The sequence below is a fragment of the Rickettsiales bacterium genome (assembly GCA_025210695.1).
GTDB lineage: Bacteria > Pseudomonadota > Alphaproteobacteria > Rickettsiales > CANDYO01 > CANDYO01.
The window spans coordinates 1-19,335 of sequence record JAOARE010000038.1; the positions used below are offsets into that span (position 1 = coordinate 1).

Here is a 19,335-nt window from a genome sequence, read left to right on the forward strand (position 1 = left end):
ATTTCATACCAAACAGCTTATCTGAAAGCTAATTATCCTATTGAATTTCTAACCGCTTCTTTAAATTTAGAAATAGATGATACTGATAAAATTAATATCTTCCAGCAAGAAGCAAAGAATTTTGATGTTGCTATTTTACCCCCAGATATTAATGCGTCTTATGGTCACTTTGTTATAGAAAATGGAGCAATTCGTTATGGTCTTGCTGGCCTTAAGAATGTTGGTATGCAGGCAATAGAGATGCTATGTGCAGAGCGAGAAGAGAATGGCCCATTTAAAGATGTGTTTGATTTTGCAAGTAGAGTGAATGCAAAGGTTTTAAATAAACGATTGTTGGAAAATTTAATAAAATGTGGTGCATTTGATAGCCTTAATCCTAATAGGCAGCAATTATTTGTTTCTATTGATGTGGTGACTAATTATAACAATGTTTTAAACAAAGAAAGGAATAGCTCTCAAATTGGCTTATTTGGTGCAAAAGTAAAAGAACAATATAAACCTTCTTTATCCAAGATTGCTGATTGGGAGGATAAAGATAAGGTTATTCATGAATTTGAAGCAATAGGTTTTTATTTATCATCTCATCCATTAGATTTCTATAAAGATATCTTAGAAAAAAGTGAGATCATCACCAGTGAACACTTGAAAGAAGAGCATCAACCTGGCTACTCTATAGTGGTATTAGCGGGGATGGTAACCAGTAGTAAAGCAAGAGTTTCTCCTAAAGGAAGATATCTGCAGGCCGTTCTTTCAGATAGGAAAGGAAGTTTAGAGATATCTTTTTTTGATAATGATCTTCTTCAATTAGTGTCACAATTATTTTCCCAGAATATTCCTTTGATGATTAAGGCAGAAATTCGTAAAGATGAAGGTGGTATTAGGGTGACAGGGCAGGAAGTAATGCCACTTGATGATTATTTAAATAATAGATTAAAACAGCTTGAGGTGGTGGTTAAAGATGCTGCAGCCATCAGCCAGTTACAAGAGGTTTTATCCGCTAAAGAAGAAGGAAATGTGGTTGTTAATCTTAAAATAATTACAGATAATAATCATGAAGTTATGATGGATTTAGGAAGAAAATTTAAATTAGATTTTCAGGATTGTAGAAAAATTTCAGATATTACAGGGTTAGATTTAAACATAGAACTTAAAAAGAATGTTAGGTTATAGCTATCTTTATAAGTACAACTTAAAAGTTCTTTATGTCTCGATGGATTCAAAAAACTTAAGCAAAGCATCTTCCACTTGTGCTGTAAAAACAGATGTTAAAAGATGACCCATTTTATCAATAATCACTAATTCACTTTGTGGTAATAATTTATGTCCGTAATAGGCATGAGCTATTTGAATTATTGGATCAGCTTTGCCGTGTAAAATTAGGGTAGGAGGAAGATCTATTTCTTTTAAAATTTTACCACGATCAGATGGAGAATTTAAAACTGCCGCGCGATGATTGCGGACTGCATTTTTAGTCTTTGCTCTCTTATATGATTCTTCAGCTAATTCACGCCATTCATCATAAGGGAAGGGGCTTTCCGTTCCATTAAATAATTTCCAAGTTTCAATAAGAACTTTAATTCTATCATTAAGAGTTATCCTAGGAGTTTGGTATATTTCTGATAATTTTTTTACAATGTCTAAGCTCTGGCCAGGTAAATTATCCATACCACGTATTCCACGCATAACAGAGCTATTGATGGTGGTCATGAATAAAGTCATGCTTAATATTTTATTAGGATAGTAAATTGCTAATTTCTGAGCAATATATCCTCCCATTGACATTCCAACAATATGTGCTTTCTCAATTTTAAAATGGTCTAAAATGCCAATAACATCACCGGCAAGATCTTTTAAATTATAAGGATTCTCTTGGAAATTTATTCCAGAAGATAATCCGGTGTCTCTATTGTCAAAGCGAATGACGAAATATCCTGCTTTAGCTATATTTTCGCAGAAAGTTTTATCCCATAAAATAGCTTGTCCTGCAGATCCAGAGATTAGAACCACAGCTGGGTTTGTTTTTATACCAAAGCTGTGTACGCATAATTGAAGGTTTAGATGCTTTACAAACAGCGCTTCCATGATGTTAAACGGCTTCTACAGAGAGAACTTCGGGAACATAATATTTAAGCATATTTTCGATTCCACTTTTTAGAGTCACAGTGGAGCTTGGGCAGCCAGAGCATGCACCATGAAGCTCAACTTTCACTATGCCATCTTTGAATTCATGAAAAACAATATCTCCACCATCTTGCATAACAGCCGGGCGAACTCTGGTTTCAATAATTTCTCTAATTTCTTGAGAGATCTTATCTTCTTCTATATCAGAATTAGACTGAGGTTTGCTAGAAGCGCCAGCAGGTTTCACAGCTTCCATTCCAGAAACAAGGAAGTCCATAATGGTTACTAAAACTTCTGCTTTAATAACCTCCCATTTAGCATCTTCTGTTTTGGTGACGGTCACGAAGTCATATCCTAAGAATACAGACTTTACAAAATCTAAAGTGAATAGCTTCTGAGCTAAAGGAGAGTTAGTTGCTTGAGAACTATCAAGAAAATTCATCGGCTCTGGTGATATATTAACTCCAGGCAGGAATTTTAATGATTCTGGATTTGGTGTTTCCTCGGTTTGTATAAACATGTTTTTATCCTTAAAATTGTTATGTTTTATTATCAATATTATGGAGAAAAAGTCAAGTTTGGGTTTTATGCTGGTTTTATTTTTAGAATAGGCTACTATTTAACTATAGATTGAATTTTTGATGTATGGAATTGGGTCTATTATAATAGTTGTTTATAAAAAAAATAGGAGAGAATTATGCACAAGAAATCTTTAAAATCTGCTTTAATATTGAGTGGAATTGCTTTGCTAGGAGGGAATGTTGAAGCCAGCACTTGGAAGGGAGTTGATGAAAATGGAGAACCTTATAATATTGGTGGATATGCTCATAATGAGGATGGGTATTTATATCCAAGTGCCAGGGAAACAAGTGAAGATGTTGGGGAGGCGAAGGTTAGTGGAGGTAATTATACGACAGGAAATACCTTACTTAAGGAAGGAGATATATCTAAGAATGAAGATGGAACTGTATCTGTGACTGGAAGTACAACTGTAACAAAAGATGGTACCACATATACTACCGGTGAGCATACAGCAACTGTTGATACTGATCAAATAAGAAAGAATATTGGACGTAAGGTTGAGAGACAGCAAAGGCTACAAAAATAAATCTTAATAAACCATTAATTACACTCAGCCTCCCTCGCAGATAGGGGGGCTAGCCTTGTCAAATATTTAATGTCTTACTCTTTAAAATTCTCAACTAGTCCATCCATTCCCATCAGCAATGTGTAAACTTTCAGCTCTGGAAAATGTTCGTTCATGAATTTTCTAGCTTTTTTAAACACTTGTTTATGAGTGTTAGTTTCACGAGCTCTGGTGGATGTTGCTTCTTTACCCTTGATAAGTTTATAAGCTCCACAATCTCTATGGTCTAAGAATATCACTCTCTTAATATGATGCAGTCCTTCAAGAAGCTCTATCATTTCTTCTAAAGCGATGCTCCATTCTGGATATTTCTTTTCCACAATGGATAGGCTTGCTCCAGGCATTGCAATTTCATCGTAATCTCCTTCCAAATGAAGAAAATTACTCATTAATTCTTCAGCTTCGTTTCTAAATCTAAAGTCAACACAAGAAATTAGTAATGTTTCTGTATATCTACGATTAGTTGGTTTTTCCACTTGCACTTGAAATTGATCTAGCATTATTGCTTCATCAAAAATTTTATGTGGATGATTCTTAAATTTATTTTTTAAGTATCTGAGAATTTTATTAAACATAAGTATTTCTTTTTAATTGTTAAAAATATTTAGTGAGGAATGCTTGAGAGCTTTCAATATTAGGTTCCCCTCTGTAATTATAGAGGGGATGATTATAGAAGGGCTATTCTCCTCCTTCGCTATTGTTATGTGTTGATTCACCCATAATCATGTTATGAATCCTCTCTTCCAGAGCGGTGCCAGTAATGTGAAGCATTTTCATTGCTTCTCCAGCCAACCAGTCGCTGATATCGCGCTGCAGAGCCTCACTTTCTTTTGATTCTTCTTCTTTTTGTGCTCTTAATTGCCGTGCCATTGAAAGAAAACTAGTATCTTCTTCCTTTGGTAGATTTGTTTCTTCCCGTCTAAGAAAAAAGTTGGTAACACTTCCAAGTAATGATTCTTTTTTTTCTTGATCTTCTTTGCGAACTGACATAAATACCTCCTGCCTATGAATTTGAGGGTTTGATTAACAATAATATTCTAAAGTTTTATTGGTTTTTATAGAATATTTTGCTAACATTAAGAATAAGAGTTTATAATTAATAAATGATTAAAATTTTAAAAACACACAAACAAAATGAAAAAAAAACAAAATTCTTATGTGTGGCTCGATGGAAAGTTTATTCATGAGAATGAAGTGAAGATAGGGCCTAAAACTCATGGCCTTCATTATGGTACTGGAGCCTTTGAAGGTGTTAGGGTGTATAATGGTAAAATATTTAAGTTAAGAGATCATATTAAAAGACTATTTAATTCTGCAAAAATATTGACAATGCATATTCCTTTTATAAAAGATCAGATTATGGAGGCATCAATAGAGTTGGTAAAACGTAATAATATTGATGATGGATATCTTCGTCCTTTGATCTTTTTAGGTGATCAGAGGATGTCAATAGGATCAGATAATATCACTAATATTATGCTCAGTTGTTGGCCACGTCCATCTCCTTATTGTAAAACCTTATTAGAAAAAAAATCATTGCGTTTAGAAGTATCATCTTTAGTTAGACCTTCGGCTGAATCATTCCCTTATGAGGCTAAAGCTAGTGGATTATATGTTTTAAATCACGTGGCAAAGAAGCGAGCTCTTGCTGCAGGATATGATGATGCTCTGATGTTGGATTACAGAGGATATGTTTCAGAAGCTACAACTTCCAATTTTTTTATAGTTAAAAATGGCAATCTTTATACTCCTACAACTGAATGTTGTTTAAATGGAATAACGCGTCAGATTATTATTCAAATAGCTCAAGAGAATGGTATTAAAGTTATTGAGAAACATATAACAATGGAGGATGTTCACCAGGCGGATGAAGTTTTTTTAACTGGTACAGCAGCGGAGATTACTTCCATTGCATCTATTGCTGAGCATGAATATAAAGATAATCCCATTAGTCAAATGCTTTACTCAAAATTTTATCAATTAACACAAAGTTAGAATATGTATTTAGAAGATGAAGATATTATTTGTGGAATTGACCCAGGGCTTGTTAACACAGGCTGGGGAATAATTTTAAAGAAACAAAATAGTATAAATTTTATTGATTCTGGTATTATAACTTCCAATTCAAAGATTTCCATGGAGAAGCGTTTAAAAGATATTTATGAAGGATTAGAAAAAGTAATATCTTTATATAAACCAACAGATGTTGCTATGGAGAATATTTTTGTTAATAACAATAATCTTACTTCTTTAAAACTTGGTTACGCTAGGGGAGTAGCAATTTTGGCAATTGGGGTTGCTAAAAAACGATTTTTTGAATATGCTCCTAACCTGGTGAAAAAGGCAGTTGTTGGTAAAGGCAAGGCTGATAAGACCCAAATACAATATATGGTTAATCAAATATTGCCAAAAGCGAAGGTTAGTAATGAGCATGCAGCAGACGCATTAGCCGTAGCCATTTGCCATGCTAATTATAGAAATTTAGATTTAAGGTGAGAGAGACAAGTGGTGGAAATTACTAAGATTAAGGCTAGAGAAATTATTGATAGTCGTGGGAATCCAACTGTTGAAGTGGATGTTATTTTAAGTGATGGCTCTAAGGGGCGTGCATCAGTGCCAAGTGGTGCATCAACAGGTAAACTTGAAGCTGTTGAACTAAGAGATAATGATAGTCGTTTTTTAGGTAAAGGCGTGTTAAAAGCTGTTGAGAATGTTAATAAACTAATTGCTCCTAAAATTATAGGCGAATCTCCATTTGATCAAAAAAGAATAGATGATTTGCTTATAGATATAGATGGAACTGAAAATAAATCAAATTTAGGTGCTAATGCAACATTAGCAGTGTCTATTGCAGTAGCTAAAGCTTCGGCTTTGTCTAAAGACTTGCCATTATTTAAATATCTAAATTCTAATTCAGAAGATTATAAACTTCCAAAAACCATGATGAATGTTATCAATGGTGGAGCCCATGCAGATAACAAAATAGAAATTCAAGAATTTATGATTATGCCTAATTGTGGAACTTCAGTGAAAGAGTTCATTAGAATTGGTGCGGAAATTTTTCATAGTCTTAAGGCAATACTACGCGCTGATGGGCATAGTACTAATGTGGGAGATGAGGGAGGATTTGCTCCAAATCTAGACAATGCTTCTCAGGCTTTAGATTATATTACTTTAGCTGTTAAAAAAGCTGGTTATGAATTAGGTAAGGATGTGATGTTAGCTTTAGATTGTGCGGCATCAGAATTTTATAAAGATGGTTTGTATCATATGGCTGGTGAAGCATTAACCCCTAAGGAGTTGGTTAATTATTATCAGAAAATAGTTAGTGATTACCCCATTTGTTCTATTGAAGACCCTATGGCAGAGGATGATCACCAAGGCTGGAAGTTCATAACTGAAGAGTTAGGTGCTAAAATTATGCTTGTGGGGGATGATTTATTCGTTACCAATAAAAAGATTCTAACTCAAGGAATAGAAGAAAAAATGGCTAATGCCATTTTAATTAAGCCTAATCAAATCGGCACTTTAAGTGAAACTATGGAAACCATATCCTTAGCCAAATCTGCTGGATATAAAGCAATAATTTCTCATCGTTCAGGTGAAACGGAAGATACAACCATTGCGCATATTGCGGCAGCAACAGGTGTTGGTTATATAAAAACCGGTTCTCTTTCAAGAACTGATCGCTTAGCAAAATATAATGAACTAATTCGTATAGAAGAGATCTTAATTTAATCTTTTTATTCTGTCGGAGTTGGGTCGAAATAGTCACTAAATAGTTGTGATGATACTCCATTGGGGACAGGAGGTTCTTCTAGAGTTACTAATTGAGTCATATCTTCTGTAGTTGTTTCATTACTTGAAGTTTGGAGTAGTGTTTCTTCGCATCCAATATGAAATATATTTCCCATGATTTGATTTTCACTATATCCTTCTAGACGTGGAATACAATTAATTAGAGTAAGTAAATAACTAGGGTTAAGAATATTTTCTGACTCTATATCAAGTGGTCGAGGAAAATGTATCACTCTTACATTATCGGGTGTAAGGCTATCTTCTTCGGATGCTAAATTATTTAAAGCGTTTGAATGGCTAAAAGTAGCATGATTTGGTTCAATTATAATAACTGAGAAATCATCATGTTCTGGATATTGGAAAATTACAATATCTGCAACCATATTACCACCCATTCTTACTGATAATGCCTCAGGTCTTCCTTCGGATTCTACTCGTTCAAAAGCTTCATTAAATATGGTTTCAAGATTTTCTTCTGATTTTACTTGAATAATAGTATTTAAAAGAAAGTTTTGTAATGTTGTTAGAATATTTTGATGGTTTGTTGAATAGTATAAGGCATTGTTTCCTAGGTTATCTATAATATAAATATCTGGTTGATATTGTAATAATTGTTCAACAAGGTTTGAATGTCCGTTCATGGCTGCATACATAAGAGCCGTAGTTCCATTATTATCAATAAGATCTACTAGACTTGAGTCTGCATTCAACAGTGCTTCTACTATTTCCTGGTCTCCTATCATTGCAGCATGGTGCAAGGCGCTCATACCAGAAGAGTCTCTAACTGACAGATTGGCTCCTAATATAATAAGATCATTTAAAACTTCAATATCTCTAGTGTGAGCAGTAAAAAATATAATAGGAGGAAGGTTGTGTATTGTAAGAGGAGTGTTTATATCTAATAGTGTAATTTGTTCACCATTCTCTAAAGTAATGGTAATAACATCTTGTATGTTATGTTCGCTTATTTTAGCATGGGGAGGAGGATTATTAATCGCGCTCATGAAAACAACCTTTAAGTATTAATAAATATTAAATAAACAACACAAGAAGATTAATGAAATATATTGATTTGTCAAGTTGTGAGTTTTGATGTAGAGGGTGAAATCTTTAGCAAAATAATTATAAATACTTTTTCTATTCGCTTACTTATTTAAAAATATTATTTGTAAACAAAGATTTAAATTCTAATTTACGATAAATAGAAAGCCCTGAGTTTAATGATTCTATAAAACAATAAGAAACTTCCTTTGTAACATCTTTTAATTGAATAGCTTGTCAATCCATTACCATTGCAATAGATTGCTTTTTAAAAAGAATAACCAGATTTTTCTTTCTAAAATTAACATCCTCTATAGCTAACCTAATAATTTACCTATTCCTGAACGAAGCATAGATTTTTGGTCCATTCCGCCAAATTTTTTCATCATTTTGCTCATTTCTTGGAATTGTTTGAGGAGACGGTTGATATCCTGAACTGTGGTTCCAGAGCCTGCAGCTATTCTTTTACGTCTAGATCCATTAATCAGCTTAAAATTTTTTCTTTCCTTAGCGGTCATTGACAGAATGATAGCTTCCTGACGCTTTAGCATATCTTCATTCATATTAGCATTGCTCATAGCTGATTTTAGCTTGCCTAAACCTGGGATCATGCCTAGCATTGAGCCAATTCCCCCCATTTTTTTCATGCTGCGTAATTGAGATAATAGATCATTAAAATCAAATACTCCTTTTTGGGCTCTGGATGCTAGTTTTTCCGCTTCTTGCTTGTCAATATGTTCAGATGCGCTCTCTACAAGAGATACAACATCTCCCATGCCAAGAATACGTGAAGCAATTCTATCTGGATGAAATTCTTGAAATTCATTCAATTTTTCACCAACACCAACATATTTGATTGGTCTAGATGTAGCATGGGTGATGCTAAGTGCAGCTCCACCTCTGCTGTCACCGTCAATTCTAGTTAAGATAACGCTAGTAAGATCTAGAACCTCATGGAAAGATTTGGCAACATTAGCTGCATCTTGCCCGGTTAAACTATCAGCAACAAAAACAATTTCAATCGGGTTAGTAAGTTTTTTAATCTCTTCTAGCTCTTGCATTAATTCTTGATTAATTTGAAGACGTCCAGCTGTATCTAATATTAACACATCATTGATAGAATTTTTTGCAGCTTCTAATGCTCGTTTGGCAATATTAACAGCAGATTCATTATCTTTAATAGGAAGAGAGGGAATATTAACTTGTTTAGCAAGGCTTTCTAATTGTTCTTTAGCTGCCGGTCTTTGAGTATCTAAAGATGCAAGCAAAACATTCTTATTCATTTTTTTCTTAAGCCATAAGGCTAGCTTTGCAGAAGATGTGGTTTTACCAGAACCTTGGAGACCCACAAACATTATAACAGCGGGAGGTTTAGTGGATAAATTAATGGGGCTTACTTCATTTCCAAGAACTTTAACTAATTCATCATTAACAATTTTTACCACCATCTGACCGGGAGAAATGCTTTTAATAATCTGCTCTCCCTTAGCTTGTTCTTTTATTCTGGAGGTAAGCTCTTTAACCACACTAAGTGAAACATCGGCTTCAAGGAGGGCAATCCTAATTTCACGCATTGCATTGTCAATATCTTCTTCATTTAAGAATCCTTTAGAGGTGAGTTTGTTGATGACTTTATTTAAGTTGTTAGATAATGATTCAAACATATGAAAAACCTTGAAGATGAGTTTATTTATCTAAAATATATAAATACATGCTTTATAAAGCAAGAACAAAAAAAAGCTCCTAACGTTTAAGTTAGGAGCTTCTATTTTATAAATATTTCATTCTTTTACAAAAAAAGAACTAAATACCTTATGATGGTGTCTCAGTAACTTCACAACTTTCTGTACCAGTGCCTGATAACCAGTTGATAATTTTACCAGCTGCGAAGATAAAGGTTATACCGATAGATACACCTAAACATAGCTGCCATGAAAGTTTACCCAAGAAGATACCAATACCTAATACTACTAACGCAATCATCGCTGTAGCTTTACCAATTGGTCCTGTTAGTTTAGTCACAATGTAACATAGTACTTCAGAAATACCATCATCTGTAGTACCTGTGCCGTATCCATCAGCAACAGATAGAGATGGCATTACCATAACTGCTGCAGCTAAACAAAATAACAGGCAAATTTGCCAATAATTATTTTTTGAAAGATTAAAAGTTGACATGTTTTACTCCTAAATTGAATAGTAATTAAAAATATATAGTATAACGTAGCGAGGTTTATAAATACATACACTATATCTACAAAGCGCTCATTGAAAACAAGTTTACACTCTCATTCCTTAATAAAAAGTTAATATAGATTCTTTTTGGGAAAAATAAGCATTTAGCTTGTATAATATATAATTATGTTGCTTATAAAGCACAGTATTTTTATGGTTATGAGCCTATAAAAACTTATCTTTTATTTATAGGGATGAATTTTCTTTCAGTATAGCCTGTGTATAATTGTCTTGGACGTCCTATTTTATTAGTAGGATCTTCCATCATTTCTTTCCACTGTGCAATCCATCCTGAAATTCTGGCTGTAGCAAATAATACGGTAAACATCTGTGCAGGGATTCCCATTGCTTTATATATAATACCTGAATAGAAATCTACATTAGGATATAATTTACGTTCAATAAAATATTCATCATTTAAAGCAATTTTTTCTAATTCTATAGCGATATCTAGTAAAGGTTCATTTTTAATGTTTAATTCTCTCAAAACTTCATGACAAGATTCTCTTAAAACCATAGCTCTTGGATCATAATTTTTATAAACTCTATGACCGAATCCCATTAAAACAAAACTATCATTCTTATCTTTTGCTCTAGCAATATATTCAGGAATATTGTCTTTATGACCAATTTCTTTTAGCATACGAATCACCGCTTCATTAGCTCCGCCATGTGCAGGTCCCCATAAAGAAGCGATTCCAGCACCAATACACGCAAATGGATTGGCTCCAGAAGAGCTAGACAAACGAACTGTTGATGTGGAAGCATTCTGCTCATGGTCAGCGTGTAAAATAAAAAGTTTATCAATAGCTTTAGCTATTACAGGATTCACTTTATATTCTTCAGATGGAACTCCAAACATCATGTATAGAAAATTCTCAGCATAGCCTAAATCATTTCTAGGATACATAAATGGCTGACCTATAGAATATTTATAGGCCATGGCAGCTAATGTTGGCATCTTAGCTATCATTTGAATGGCCGCGGCTTCTCTCTGCTGGGGGTCTCTTATATCTAAGTTATCATGGTAAACGGCTGAAAGAGAAGAGAACGCTCCCACTAATATGGCCATCGGATGGGCTTTCCTTGGAAAACCACGTAATAAAAATTGTAACTGTTCATGTACTAAAGTGTGATGTTTTATTTGATAAACAAATTCACTCTTTTCTTCTTTATTTGGTAATTCTCCATGAAGAAGTAGATATGCAACTTCAAGATAGTCACTCTTAGAGGCTAAATCTTGTATCATATAACCACGATGCATTAAAACACCTTTTTCACCGTTAATATAAGTGATTTTAGACTTGCAAGAAGCAGTAGACATAAAACCAGGATCATATGTAAACATTCCTGTTTCACGATAGAGTTTAGTAACGTCAATAACATTAGGTCCCATAGTTGCATGCAAAATTGGTAATTCTTCTGCTTTCAACTCATCAAATTGAAGTGAGGCTGTTTTATTTGTCATGTTGGCTCCATAGCATCCTAATATTATCAACTTTAAGTTTATATGAGAGACATTGGTAGGTAAAGCAAAATCTTGACCTCAGTTTTAATTCTCTTTTCAAAAGAAAAAAGAAAAAAATACTATTTTACAATAACTGATAATAGAGATATAAATTATAGGGAAAAATTTATTTAAGGAGAAAAGTCATGTTATTTAATAAAAATACTAAATGCAATACATCAGGAAAATGTAAATGGATTATATATATAGCTATAATTTTTGTATTAGCTATTACCATTTTTGGAGCAAAAGATAAAATTAGATCTGAACTGCAGGAATTTTTAACAATGCCTTCTCAACCAGTAAATAAACAAGAAATAGAAACTATAGTGTATGATTTTATAAAAAAGAATCCTGATATTATAATTTCTTCAATTAAAGACATGCAAAAACGTGAATATGAAGAATCTTTAAAAGAAGCTAAAATTGCAATTAAAAACAGTAAGAGGCAGTTGCAAAATAGTGAAATTTCTTTGATAGCTGGAAATAAAGATGGTGATGTTACCATGGTAGTTTTCCTTGATTATCGTTGTGGATATTGTAAAAAAGTTAACAATGAAATAAAAGAAATTATTAAGAAAGACTCTAATCTAAAAGTAATTTTCAAAGAATATCCTGTTCTTGGTGGATCCTCTAGAAAGTTAGCTCAAACGGCTCTTGCTGTGGCTATAGTTGCCCCTAACAAATATGTTGATTTTCATAATGCTTTAATGAGTACACGTGATCCAAGCGATGAGTTTATTCAAAATACTTTAAAACTATTAAATATTGATCATATAAGAGTAAAAGACGCTCTAAAAGATCCTAGAATAGAAAAAGAATTAACAGCAACTTTAAATTTAGCTCAACAACTTGGCATCAGAGGAACTCCAGCTTTCATTATTGGTGAAGAAATGATCCCGGGTGCTATTGATTCTGAAGCAATGAGTGGGTTAATTAAATCTGCGAGAGAAAAATCTAAAGAAAAGAAATAATCATGTTACGCTCTGTTATTTATTCTATAATTATTTTATTCACCAGCGTTGTATGTGCAGCAGCACCATCCAACGCTGGTAATGATCTTTATAATCCTGGACCATATGATTTTGTTTCTGGGAGTTCTGAAGCTCCTGTTAAGATACTAGAGTATTATTCTTTAACTTGTCCTCATTGTGAAAACTTCCATACCAATGTTTTTCCTAGATTAAAAAAGGAGTATATTGATACGGGTAAAGTGATGTGGATTAAGCGTAGTTACATGACGGATAAATCTTCAGAAGCTGGAACTTTATTACTAAACTGTATTGATAAATCAAGATATGAAGCATTTTTGAATATATTATTGACAAAACAAGCAAGCTGGGCTTATCAAACAGATTTTTTAGATAAACTAAGAAATATAGCAGGGTTGGGTGGAATGAATGCAGAAAAGTTTGATGTATGCATGAATAATAAAAATCTTGAATCGGCTTTGCGTAGACTTGACCATAGGTCCAAAAAATTCCTGAAAATAAAAGGAACCCCTGTTTTCTATATTAATAAAAAGAAAGTTGATGTATACAGCTATAAATCATTTGCTACATTGATAGATAAAACGTTAAATTCAATAGATAACAACTAATGCAATTGTATTTATATAACAGCCTTAGCAAAAAAAAAGAACTTTTTATTCCTCTAGATTCTAATAAAATAGGGATGTATGTTTGCGGTCCAACGGTGTATGATTATCCACATATAGGCAATGCTTTAGCTGTTGTTATATATGATGTATTATTCCGACTTTTAAAGAAAATATATGGAGAAAAGAATGTAATATATATCAGAAATATTACAGATGTTGATGATAAGATTATCAATAGCGCCATTGCTCAGAAAATTTCAATTAATGAACTAACAAGTAAAATCACAAATATTTTTCAAGAGAATATGGCAGAGCTTAATTGTTTGAGTCCAACAATAGAGCCTAAAGCCACCCAGCATATTCCTGAAATGATTGAAATGATTGAAAGACTTATTTCCAATGAATATGCATATATCAGTAATGGGCATGTGTATTTTAGAGTTCATAAATTTGCTCAATATGGTGATCTGTCTGGTCGTCATCTTAAAGATTTAGTTGTTGGCGCAAGGGTGGAAGTTTCTGAAGATAAAGAAAATCCTGAAGATTTTGTATTATGGAAGCCAGCTAAAGATGTTGACCATTGTTTTGATAGCCCTTTTGGGCTAGGGCGCCCAGGTTGGCATATTGAGTGTTCAGCAATGAGCTATAAATATTTAGGAGATAGTTTTGATATTCATGGAGGTGGGGTGGATCTAATATTTCCTCATCACAGCAATGAAATTGCCCAGAGTTGCTGCGCATATCCAAATAGTAAATATGCTAAATATTGGGTTCATAATGGCTTCTTAACAGTTAATGGTGAGAAGATGAGTAAATCTCTAGGAAACTTCGTTACCACTTCTGATATTTTAGACAAAGGTATTAGCGGAGAAGTTATTCGCTATATATTGCTTAATTCTCATTACCGAAAACCAATTGACTGGAATGATAAAGCATTAAATGATGCTAAAAAAGCTTTAGATAGCTTCTATCGAGTGTTGCAAAAATTAGATATTGATGATGGAGAAATACCTCAAGAGTTTTATAATACTTTACTTGATGACTTAAACACTCCTCAGAGCTTTGCTATGCTTCATGAATATGTTCACGAATTTAATAAGACAAATAATCCAAGATTGGCTGCAAAACTGAAAGCTTGTGGAAAGTTACTAGGTTTTTTTGAAAGCAACCCTGATTCTTGGTTCAAAGATTCTTCAGTTGATGCTAAATATATTGAAGAACAAATCCTTAAGCGTTCAGAGGCTAAAGCTCAAAAAAATTGGCAAGAGGCTGACTTTATTCGTGATAGCCTTAAAGAAAAAGGAGTTATCTTGGAAGATTTACCAGGCGGAAAATGCATTTGGAGGAAATCTTAAGCATAATGAACAACCCATGCTGTTACTCATACAACCATCCAGCGTTTTTTTTCTTCTGCTAATTTACCATTTTTAATCGCTTCTCTTATTGCGGTCATCATTTTATTCATAAAATGGACATTATGGATGGTAAGTAGATTTGCGGCTAATAATTCTTTGGCTTTTAGTAGATGATGGATATATCCTTTGCTATGATGCTTGCAGGTGTGGCAGCTGCAGTCTGGTTCAATAGGGGTAAAATCATCTTTAAATTTAGCGTTGTTTAAATTAAGATGTTCTTTTTTCTGATCTTCTCTGTTTTCTGGTCTTGCTAGAGCACCACCATGGCGAGCAAGCCTAGTTGGGTGAACACAATCAAATGTGTCAATACCATGCTCAACTCCATTGAAAACATCAGAGATTCCACCAATTCCTAACAAATGGATAGGACGGCTACGTTCTAGAATTTCAGTGGTCATTGCCACTACATCATACATTTGGTTTTTGTCTGCGCCTAAAGATCCACCGACAGCATGGCCAAAGAATGGTTTAGAATTAACATAATCACAGCTTTCTTGGCGTAGATCAGAATATACTCCACCTTGAATAATTCCGTATAACTTTTGTTTACCATTATCATGTTTATTAAATTCAGCTAAGCTACGGGAGGCCCAGCGATGGCTCATTCTCATTGAATTTGTAGTATATCCCTTATCAACATGAAATGGTGTGCATTCATCTAGCACTACCACAAAGTCAGGTCCAAGCATTCTTTGAATTTCAACAGAGCGCTCAGGGCTTAAGAAATAAGTTTTTCCGTCAATGTAGGAACGAAACTTGGCTCCTTCTTCGGTGATTTTTAATAATGTTTTAGGGCGATTACTACAACGTTTTCCTTTGATTTCTGAAGCAATAGATCCATGACCTAAGCTAAATATTTGAAATCCACCAGAATCAGTCAGCATTGGGCCATTCCAACCCATAAATTTATGCAATCCTCCAGCTTTTTCTATCACTTCAGGACCTGGCTGTAGCATTAAGTGATAAGTATTTGATAGAATAAACTGAGTTCCTTCAAGTTTCATTTGCTCTGGATGCAATCCTTTTATGGCAGCTTTAGTTGCGCAAAAAATAAAAGCAGGAGTTTGAACAATTCCATGTGGAGTTTCTAACTCTCCAAGGCGTGCTTTTGAATTAGGATTTGGACAATGATATTTAAAGGAAAATTTGGTCATACTTCATTTCTGGATTTAAAGTTATAACTCCAATATATTACTGGAGTAGAAAATAATGCAAATACCACTCTTAACACATAAGTCCCTAAGATGTAAGTATAAATTAACATTGCTGTGGATACGGGAGTAGGGGCTAATATCACCCAGGCTAGAGTGCTAAATATAATATTATCAAGTAATTCAGATGCCATTAAAGCAACATTGCTGCGCAGCCAAAGCAGTTTTTCATGATAAAATTTAGAAAGCCAAGCAAATATATTAATATTAAATAATTGGCTTATAACAAATGCTGCTAAGCTTGCTATTAATAATCTTGGTGCTGGCATGAATAATTCATAGATGGCACCATGGGCTGAATTTCCTTCAACAGGTCTAAATCCAATGGAGATAACCATAGTTATAGTAACTAATACCTGGGTAGTGAAGCTTAGCCATATGCTTCTTTTTGCTGTTTCTTTTCCATAATGTTCAGTGATGATGTCATTACATAAAAATATAGTTGAGAATGTTGCAGTTCCAAGAGCCACATATTCTGGCATTAAATTCATATTCATTAGTTTTAATACTTGGATATTGGCGGTTATAGTGGCTGCTGAACTGTAAACATATAAGCCAACAAGACCAAAGAAACGCATCATGAACAGCATTGTAATAATACCTGCACCAAAAGAAATGAAAGACAAAGCTTCACCGCTTAAGGTTTGCATATAGTTTATTAATGGTAATATTAAAAAATCATCCATTATATTTTATAATTATAATTAATTTTAGAAGCATTGATATATAGCATAATTGCTTAAAAAAGCAAGAGCTATGGATTTTGTTGTACTATATCATGATAGAAATCTTAGCCTGTATATTCATGTATGATTCTCTATTTGCTGGATAATTCGGTGTTAGGTTTCTAAATAAGGCAATCAGTCTAATTAAAACTATTGCCTTCTAACTCCTTTACTTGCGGATATTCTTCTGTTGTAAGCAATAGGTTTTGTTGTGGGGGTATTAGTTAATTCAGGCTGCATTGATTGCTTTATATCATCTAATAACTTCTTTTGTTCTGGAAAATTTTCTTGCATTGATTGCAGCTGCATCCTTTTAACAAGATCATCTTCAATATTAAGCACATGATCAAGAGCTTTCTCAAATTTATTAGGTTCTAATACACGATGGGGGGTAGAAGCAATAGTTAGCTCAGATGTAATATCATCTAGTAATTCTTTATGTTCAGGAAACTCTTTATATAGATTTTTTAGGTCTTTATTTTTATCTTGAGAATCTTTAAGTAAGTGATCTAAAGCTTCCTCAAATGAATTATTACGTTCTTCTAGATGTTTTTTTCTTTCTTGGGCTTGAGGGATTAATTTTTGTATTTCATCTGCCTGTTTAGCTATCACTGCATTCCACGTTATTTCATCTTGTTCAGATTTTGTTTTATTTTGTAGGTCTAATTCTTGTTTTTTAGCAAAATTGTCTCCAGCAAGTTCCATATGAACTCTTCGTATATCTGCTTCACCTAATTCAACAGCTTCTTTTGGAGTTGCATGGTTGATTAGGTTTTGCATAACGAATGCTCCACAGGAAGCCCTATCTTTTTGTTTTAAGGTGGCTTTGGGGGGAGTTTGTACTAACTCAATTTTATGTTCAGATCCTAACTCTTCCGATATTTTATAAGCTGTTTCTTGAATTTCATCTTCATGTCCACCTAGGGAGTCCATAGTGGTAATGCGAAATTTGCCTTTTACTTTTTCAATAATTGCACCCACCCAGTGATATGCATTTTGTAAATTAATAGGCAATAAAAGTTTTTGATTTGGCTTTAGATCTTCGCATGATTGCTTTAGATTGTAATCTCCTAATTCAAGCGGATTACCAATGCCATTAAATCCTAGAGGCTGCCCCCAGATATTGTTAGGATTATCTTCCTGAGATTGGTATATTGAGGTTAGTTGAATAATGTCTTGGCTATCATAACAATAATCTTCATTTACTTCTATATCTTCAGGCATATTTACTCCTCTTTAATTCCTTGATAAGGAACTATTATATATAGTAAATAGTTAATGATGGGTTAATTCAAGGAACTAGCAAGGAAATGATTTTGATAGTTTTTTTGTACAACGCAGAGTAATTATATTGCCACAATAAACATATCATGTTCATCGGCATATTTAATACATTCTTTTCTGTCTAGGAATATAGCGCGTTCTGCTTCAATAACTATTCCTTTAAATCCTGCAACATGCATAGATTTAACAGTTTCTATTCCTATGGTTGGAAGGTCAGTTCTAAGTTCTTGCCCGGGTTTTGATAATTTAACTAATACTCCGCCGTAAGCATCACTATGTTTTAATTCGCCGCAGCGTTTGATTAACTCTTCAGTTCCTTCTATTGCTTCTACGCCCAGAACTACTCCACCATGTGTGATTGCTCCTTGCCCTATATCAAGTTTTCCAAGTTCTTTAACCACTTTCATGCCTAAATCTATATCAGCTTTATCATCTTTATTAGGAGTGAGTTTTGTAAAGTTTGAAGCTTTAACTACTAAGTCCTTTAAAATTTCATGTACTCCAATAACTTTAAAACCATGATCTTCAAGGAAAGCAGTTAACACAGATAATAATTTATTATCACCAAAGAATTTATCTTTAACCATTTTGGCGAATAATTTAGTTCCCATCATATCTAATTTTAAGTTAAATATATCCGGTTTCTGTATAGGACCAGAAAAAACAATTTGGCTAACATTGGCTTGCTTCATAGCATCTATAGCTTTGCCAATCTCTCCAAGATGAACCCAAACATGATCAATTCCTTTAACAAATTCAGGATCAGTTTTGCCTTCTATAGCAACCATAAAAATATCTAATTTACTTTGGGCATAATCGATTAGTTTTTTGCTTAAATTGCCTTTAGTAGCTATGATTCCAAGTTTAGTCATGCGCTCTTAACATTTGGTTTGGGTTTACAGACAGAGTTGTTATTTTTGCTTTCTTCAAGTAAGAAATTTATCATTAACATCACTTCTTCTGAGTCAGAGAACTCTTCTTTGGTCATTCTTAATCTTTCAGAGAAGGTAGCATTATCATTATTGATAAATATCATTTCATATGCGCGTCTAATATCGTTTATAGAGTCGCGAGAAAACTTGCGGCGTTTAAGTCCCACAACATTTAATCCTGCTAAATGCGCACGCTCTCCCATAACTAATCCATAGGGTATTACATCTTCAGCAACACCAGAAAGTCCACCAATTATAGAATGGGATCCTATTTTTGTACGTTGTAGTACAGCGGATAATCCACCAATTATAGCAAAAT

At 33.6% G+C, this 19,335-nt stretch carries 21 protein-coding genes; 8 read left to right on the forward strand and 13 right to left on the reverse strand.

What is annotated here, in order from left to right; genetic code table 11:
• A partial coding sequence (locus tag N4A31_06200) for a hypothetical protein (protein ID MCT4635809.1) occupies nt 1-1,170 on the forward strand: 1,170 nt, incomplete at its 5' end.
• A 30-nt stretch (nt 1,171-1,200) separates the two neighbouring features.
• On the opposite strand, the gene N4A31_06205 is transcribed toward N4A31_06200, so the two are convergent.
• Nucleotides 1,201-2,082 carry an alpha/beta fold hydrolase gene (locus N4A31_06205; GenBank protein MCT4635810.1) on the reverse strand — a complete coding sequence of 294 codons (882 nt, stop codon included), beginning with the start codon at nt 2,080-2,082 and terminating at the stop codon, nt 1,201-1,203.
• A gap of 4 nt (nt 2,083-2,086) precedes the next feature.
• Complete coding sequence (locus tag N4A31_06210) at nt 2,087-2,641, reverse strand: NifU family protein (GenBank protein MCT4635811.1); 555 nt, start codon at nt 2,639-2,641, stop codon at nt 2,087-2,089.
• A gap of 177 nt (nt 2,642-2,818) precedes the next feature.
• Here N4A31_06210 and N4A31_06215 point away from each other — a divergent pair, with 177 nt between their 5' ends.
• The gene (locus N4A31_06215; protein ID MCT4635812.1) at nt 2,819-3,229 is read left to right on the forward strand and encodes a hypothetical protein; all 411 of its coding nucleotides are present in this window, start codon (nt 2,819-2,821) and stop codon (nt 3,227-3,229) included.
• Nucleotides 3,230-3,303: 74 nt separating this feature from the next.
• Here the strand turns inward: N4A31_06215 and N4A31_06220 are convergent, their stop codons facing one another.
• Nucleotides 3,304-3,843, reverse strand: a complete 540-nt coding sequence (locus N4A31_06220) for a hypothetical protein (GenBank protein ID MCT4635813.1) — start codon at nt 3,841-3,843, stop codon at nt 3,304-3,306.
• Between the two features lie 103 nt (nt 3,844-3,946).
• Nucleotides 3,947-4,258, reverse strand: a complete 312-nt coding sequence (locus N4A31_06225) for a hypothetical protein (GenBank protein ID MCT4635814.1) — start codon at nt 4,256-4,258, stop codon at nt 3,947-3,949.
• Nucleotides 4,259-4,402: 144 nt separating this feature from the next.
• On the opposite strand from N4A31_06225, the gene N4A31_06230 reads away from it, so the two are divergent.
• Genes N4A31_06230 through eno form a run of 3 tightly spaced genes read left to right on the forward strand, consistent with a single transcriptional unit; the run spans nt 4,403 to nt 7,006 of the window.
• On the forward strand, nt 4,403-5,263 hold the full coding sequence (locus N4A31_06230) for a branched-chain amino acid transaminase (protein ID MCT4635815.1): 861 nt from the start codon (nt 4,403-4,405) through the stop codon (nt 5,261-5,263).
• Nucleotides 5,264-5,266: 3 nt separating this feature from the next.
• On the forward strand, nt 5,267-5,764 hold the full coding sequence (gene ruvC, locus N4A31_06235) for a crossover junction endodeoxyribonuclease RuvC (protein MCT4635816.1): 498 nt from the start codon (nt 5,267-5,269) through the stop codon (nt 5,762-5,764).
• Between the two features lie 9 nt (nt 5,765-5,773).
• Complete coding sequence (gene eno / locus N4A31_06240) at nt 5,774-7,006, forward strand: phosphopyruvate hydratase (GenBank protein MCT4635817.1); 1,233 nt, start codon at nt 5,774-5,776, stop codon at nt 7,004-7,006.
• Nucleotides 7,007-7,011: 5 nt separating this feature from the next.
• On the opposite strand, the gene N4A31_06245 is transcribed toward eno, so the two are convergent.
• From N4A31_06245 to N4A31_06260, 4 genes are all read right to left on the reverse strand, one after another.
• On the reverse strand, nt 7,012-8,070 hold the full coding sequence (locus tag N4A31_06245) for an ankyrin repeat domain-containing protein (GenBank protein MCT4635818.1): 1,059 nt from the start codon (nt 8,068-8,070) through the stop codon (nt 7,012-7,014).
• A 354-nt stretch (nt 8,071-8,424) separates the two neighbouring features.
• Nucleotides 8,425-9,771 carry a signal recognition particle protein gene (ffh, locus tag N4A31_06250; GenBank protein MCT4635819.1) on the reverse strand — a complete coding sequence of 449 codons (1,347 nt, stop codon included), beginning with the start codon at nt 9,769-9,771 and terminating at the stop codon, nt 8,425-8,427.
• 148 nt (nt 9,772-9,919) lie between these two features.
• The gene (locus N4A31_06255; GenBank protein ID MCT4635820.1) at nt 9,920-10,285 is read right to left on the reverse strand and encodes a TrbC/VirB2 family protein; all 366 of its coding nucleotides are present in this window, start codon (nt 10,283-10,285) and stop codon (nt 9,920-9,922) included.
• A 232-nt stretch (nt 10,286-10,517) separates the two neighbouring features.
• Entirely contained in the window at nt 10,518-11,810 is a 1,293-nt protein-coding gene (locus N4A31_06260) for a citrate synthase (protein MCT4635821.1), read from the reverse strand.
• A gap of 185 nt (nt 11,811-11,995) precedes the next feature.
• Between N4A31_06260 and N4A31_06265 the strand changes: the two genes are divergently transcribed.
• The 3 genes from N4A31_06265 to cysS are packed head-to-tail and all read left to right on the forward strand — an operon-like array spanning nt 11,996 to nt 14,804.
• Nucleotides 11,996-12,823: a DsbA family protein gene (locus N4A31_06265; GenBank protein ID MCT4635822.1), complete on the forward strand. Its 828-nt coding sequence runs from the start codon at nt 11,996-11,998 to the stop codon at nt 12,821-12,823.
• 2 nt (nt 12,824-12,825) lie between these two features.
• A complete protein-coding gene (locus tag N4A31_06270) occupies nt 12,826-13,449 on the forward strand; it encodes a DsbA family protein (protein MCT4635823.1) in 624 nt (207 codons plus the stop codon).
• Nucleotides 13,449-14,804: a cysteine--tRNA ligase gene (gene cysS / locus N4A31_06275; protein MCT4635824.1), complete on the forward strand. Its 1,356-nt coding sequence runs from the start codon at nt 13,449-13,451 to the stop codon at nt 14,802-14,804. The genes N4A31_06270 and cysS overlap by 1 nt, the downstream gene beginning before the upstream one ends.
• A gap of 26 nt (nt 14,805-14,830) precedes the next feature.
• On the opposite strand, the gene tgt is transcribed toward cysS, so the two are convergent.
• The 5 genes from tgt to N4A31_06300 all read right to left on the reverse strand — a co-directional run.
• Nucleotides 14,831-16,018, reverse strand: a complete 1,188-nt coding sequence (gene tgt / locus N4A31_06280; protein ID MCT4635825.1) for a tRNA guanosine(34) transglycosylase Tgt — start codon at nt 16,016-16,018, stop codon at nt 14,831-14,833.
• The gene (locus tag N4A31_06285; protein ID MCT4635826.1) at nt 16,015-16,761 is read right to left on the reverse strand and encodes a queuosine precursor transporter; all 747 of its coding nucleotides are present in this window, start codon (nt 16,759-16,761) and stop codon (nt 16,015-16,017) included. Before N4A31_06285 ends, tgt begins: the two co-directional genes overlap by 4 nt.
• A gap of 189 nt (nt 16,762-16,950) precedes the next feature.
• Nucleotides 16,951-18,024, reverse strand: coding sequence for a C48 family peptidase (locus N4A31_06290; protein MCT4635827.1), 1,074 nt, complete (start codon nt 18,022-18,024; stop codon nt 16,951-16,953).
• A 122-nt stretch (nt 18,025-18,146) separates the two neighbouring features.
• On the reverse strand, nt 18,147-18,956 hold the full coding sequence (lpxI, locus tag N4A31_06295) for a UDP-2,3-diacylglucosamine diphosphatase LpxI (GenBank protein MCT4635828.1): 810 nt from the start codon (nt 18,954-18,956) through the stop codon (nt 18,147-18,149).
• Nucleotides 18,953-19,335, reverse strand: a 383-nt coding sequence (locus N4A31_06300; protein MCT4635829.1) for a hypothetical protein, incomplete at its 5' end; no start/stop codon positions are given. The genes lpxI and N4A31_06300, both read right to left, overlap by 4 nt.

Excerpts from the sequence above, each read along its gene's own strand:
- N4A31_06205 (MCT4635810.1), bottom strand. The coding sequence starts at position 2,082 with ATGGAAGCGCTGTTTGTAAAGCATCTAAACCTTCAATTATGCGTACAC.
- N4A31_06210 (MCT4635811.1), bottom strand. The coding sequence starts at position 2,641 with ATGTTTATACAAACCGAGGAAACACCAAATCCAGAATCATTAAAATTC.
- N4A31_06215 (MCT4635812.1), top strand. The coding sequence starts at position 2,819 with ATGCACAAGAAATCTTTAAAATCTGCTTTAATATTGAGTGGAATTGCT.
- N4A31_06220 (MCT4635813.1), bottom strand. The coding sequence starts at position 3,843 with ATGTTTAATAAAATTCTCAGATACTTAAAAAATAAATTTAAGAATCAT.
- N4A31_06225 (MCT4635814.1), bottom strand. The coding sequence starts at position 4,258 with ATGTCAGTTCGCAAAGAAGATCAAGAAAAAAAAGAATCATTACTTGGA.
- N4A31_06230 (MCT4635815.1), top strand. The coding sequence starts at position 4,403 with ATGAAAAAAAAACAAAATTCTTATGTGTGGCTCGATGGAAAGTTTATT.
- ruvC (MCT4635816.1), top strand. The coding sequence starts at position 5,267 with ATGTATTTAGAAGATGAAGATATTATTTGTGGAATTGACCCAGGGCTT.
- N4A31_06245 (MCT4635818.1), bottom strand. The coding sequence starts at position 8,070 with ATGAGCGCGATTAATAATCCTCCTCCCCATGCTAAAATAAGCGAACAT.
- ffh (MCT4635819.1), bottom strand. The coding sequence starts at position 9,771 with ATGTTTGAATCATTATCTAACAACTTAAATAAAGTCATCAACAAACTC.
- N4A31_06255 (MCT4635820.1), bottom strand. The coding sequence starts at position 10,285 with ATGTCAACTTTTAATCTTTCAAAAAATAATTATTGGCAAATTTGCCTG.
- N4A31_06260 (MCT4635821.1), bottom strand. The coding sequence starts at position 11,810 with ATGACAAATAAAACAGCCTCACTTCAATTTGATGAGTTGAAAGCAGAA.
- N4A31_06265 (MCT4635822.1), top strand. The coding sequence starts at position 11,996 with ATGTTATTTAATAAAAATACTAAATGCAATACATCAGGAAAATGTAAA.
- N4A31_06270 (MCT4635823.1), top strand. The coding sequence starts at position 12,826 with ATGTTACGCTCTGTTATTTATTCTATAATTATTTTATTCACCAGCGTT.
- cysS (MCT4635824.1), top strand. The coding sequence starts at position 13,449 with ATGCAATTGTATTTATATAACAGCCTTAGCAAAAAAAAAGAACTTTTT.
- tgt (MCT4635825.1), bottom strand. The coding sequence starts at position 16,018 with ATGACCAAATTTTCCTTTAAATATCATTGTCCAAATCCTAATTCAAAA.
- N4A31_06285 (MCT4635826.1), bottom strand. The coding sequence starts at position 16,761 with ATGGATGATTTTTTAATATTACCATTAATAAACTATATGCAAACCTTA.
- N4A31_06290 (MCT4635827.1), bottom strand. The coding sequence starts at position 18,024 with ATGCCTGAAGATATAGAAGTAAATGAAGATTATTGTTATGATAGCCAA.
- lpxI (MCT4635828.1), bottom strand. The coding sequence starts at position 18,956 with ATGACTAAACTTGGAATCATAGCTACTAAAGGCAATTTAAGCAAAAAA.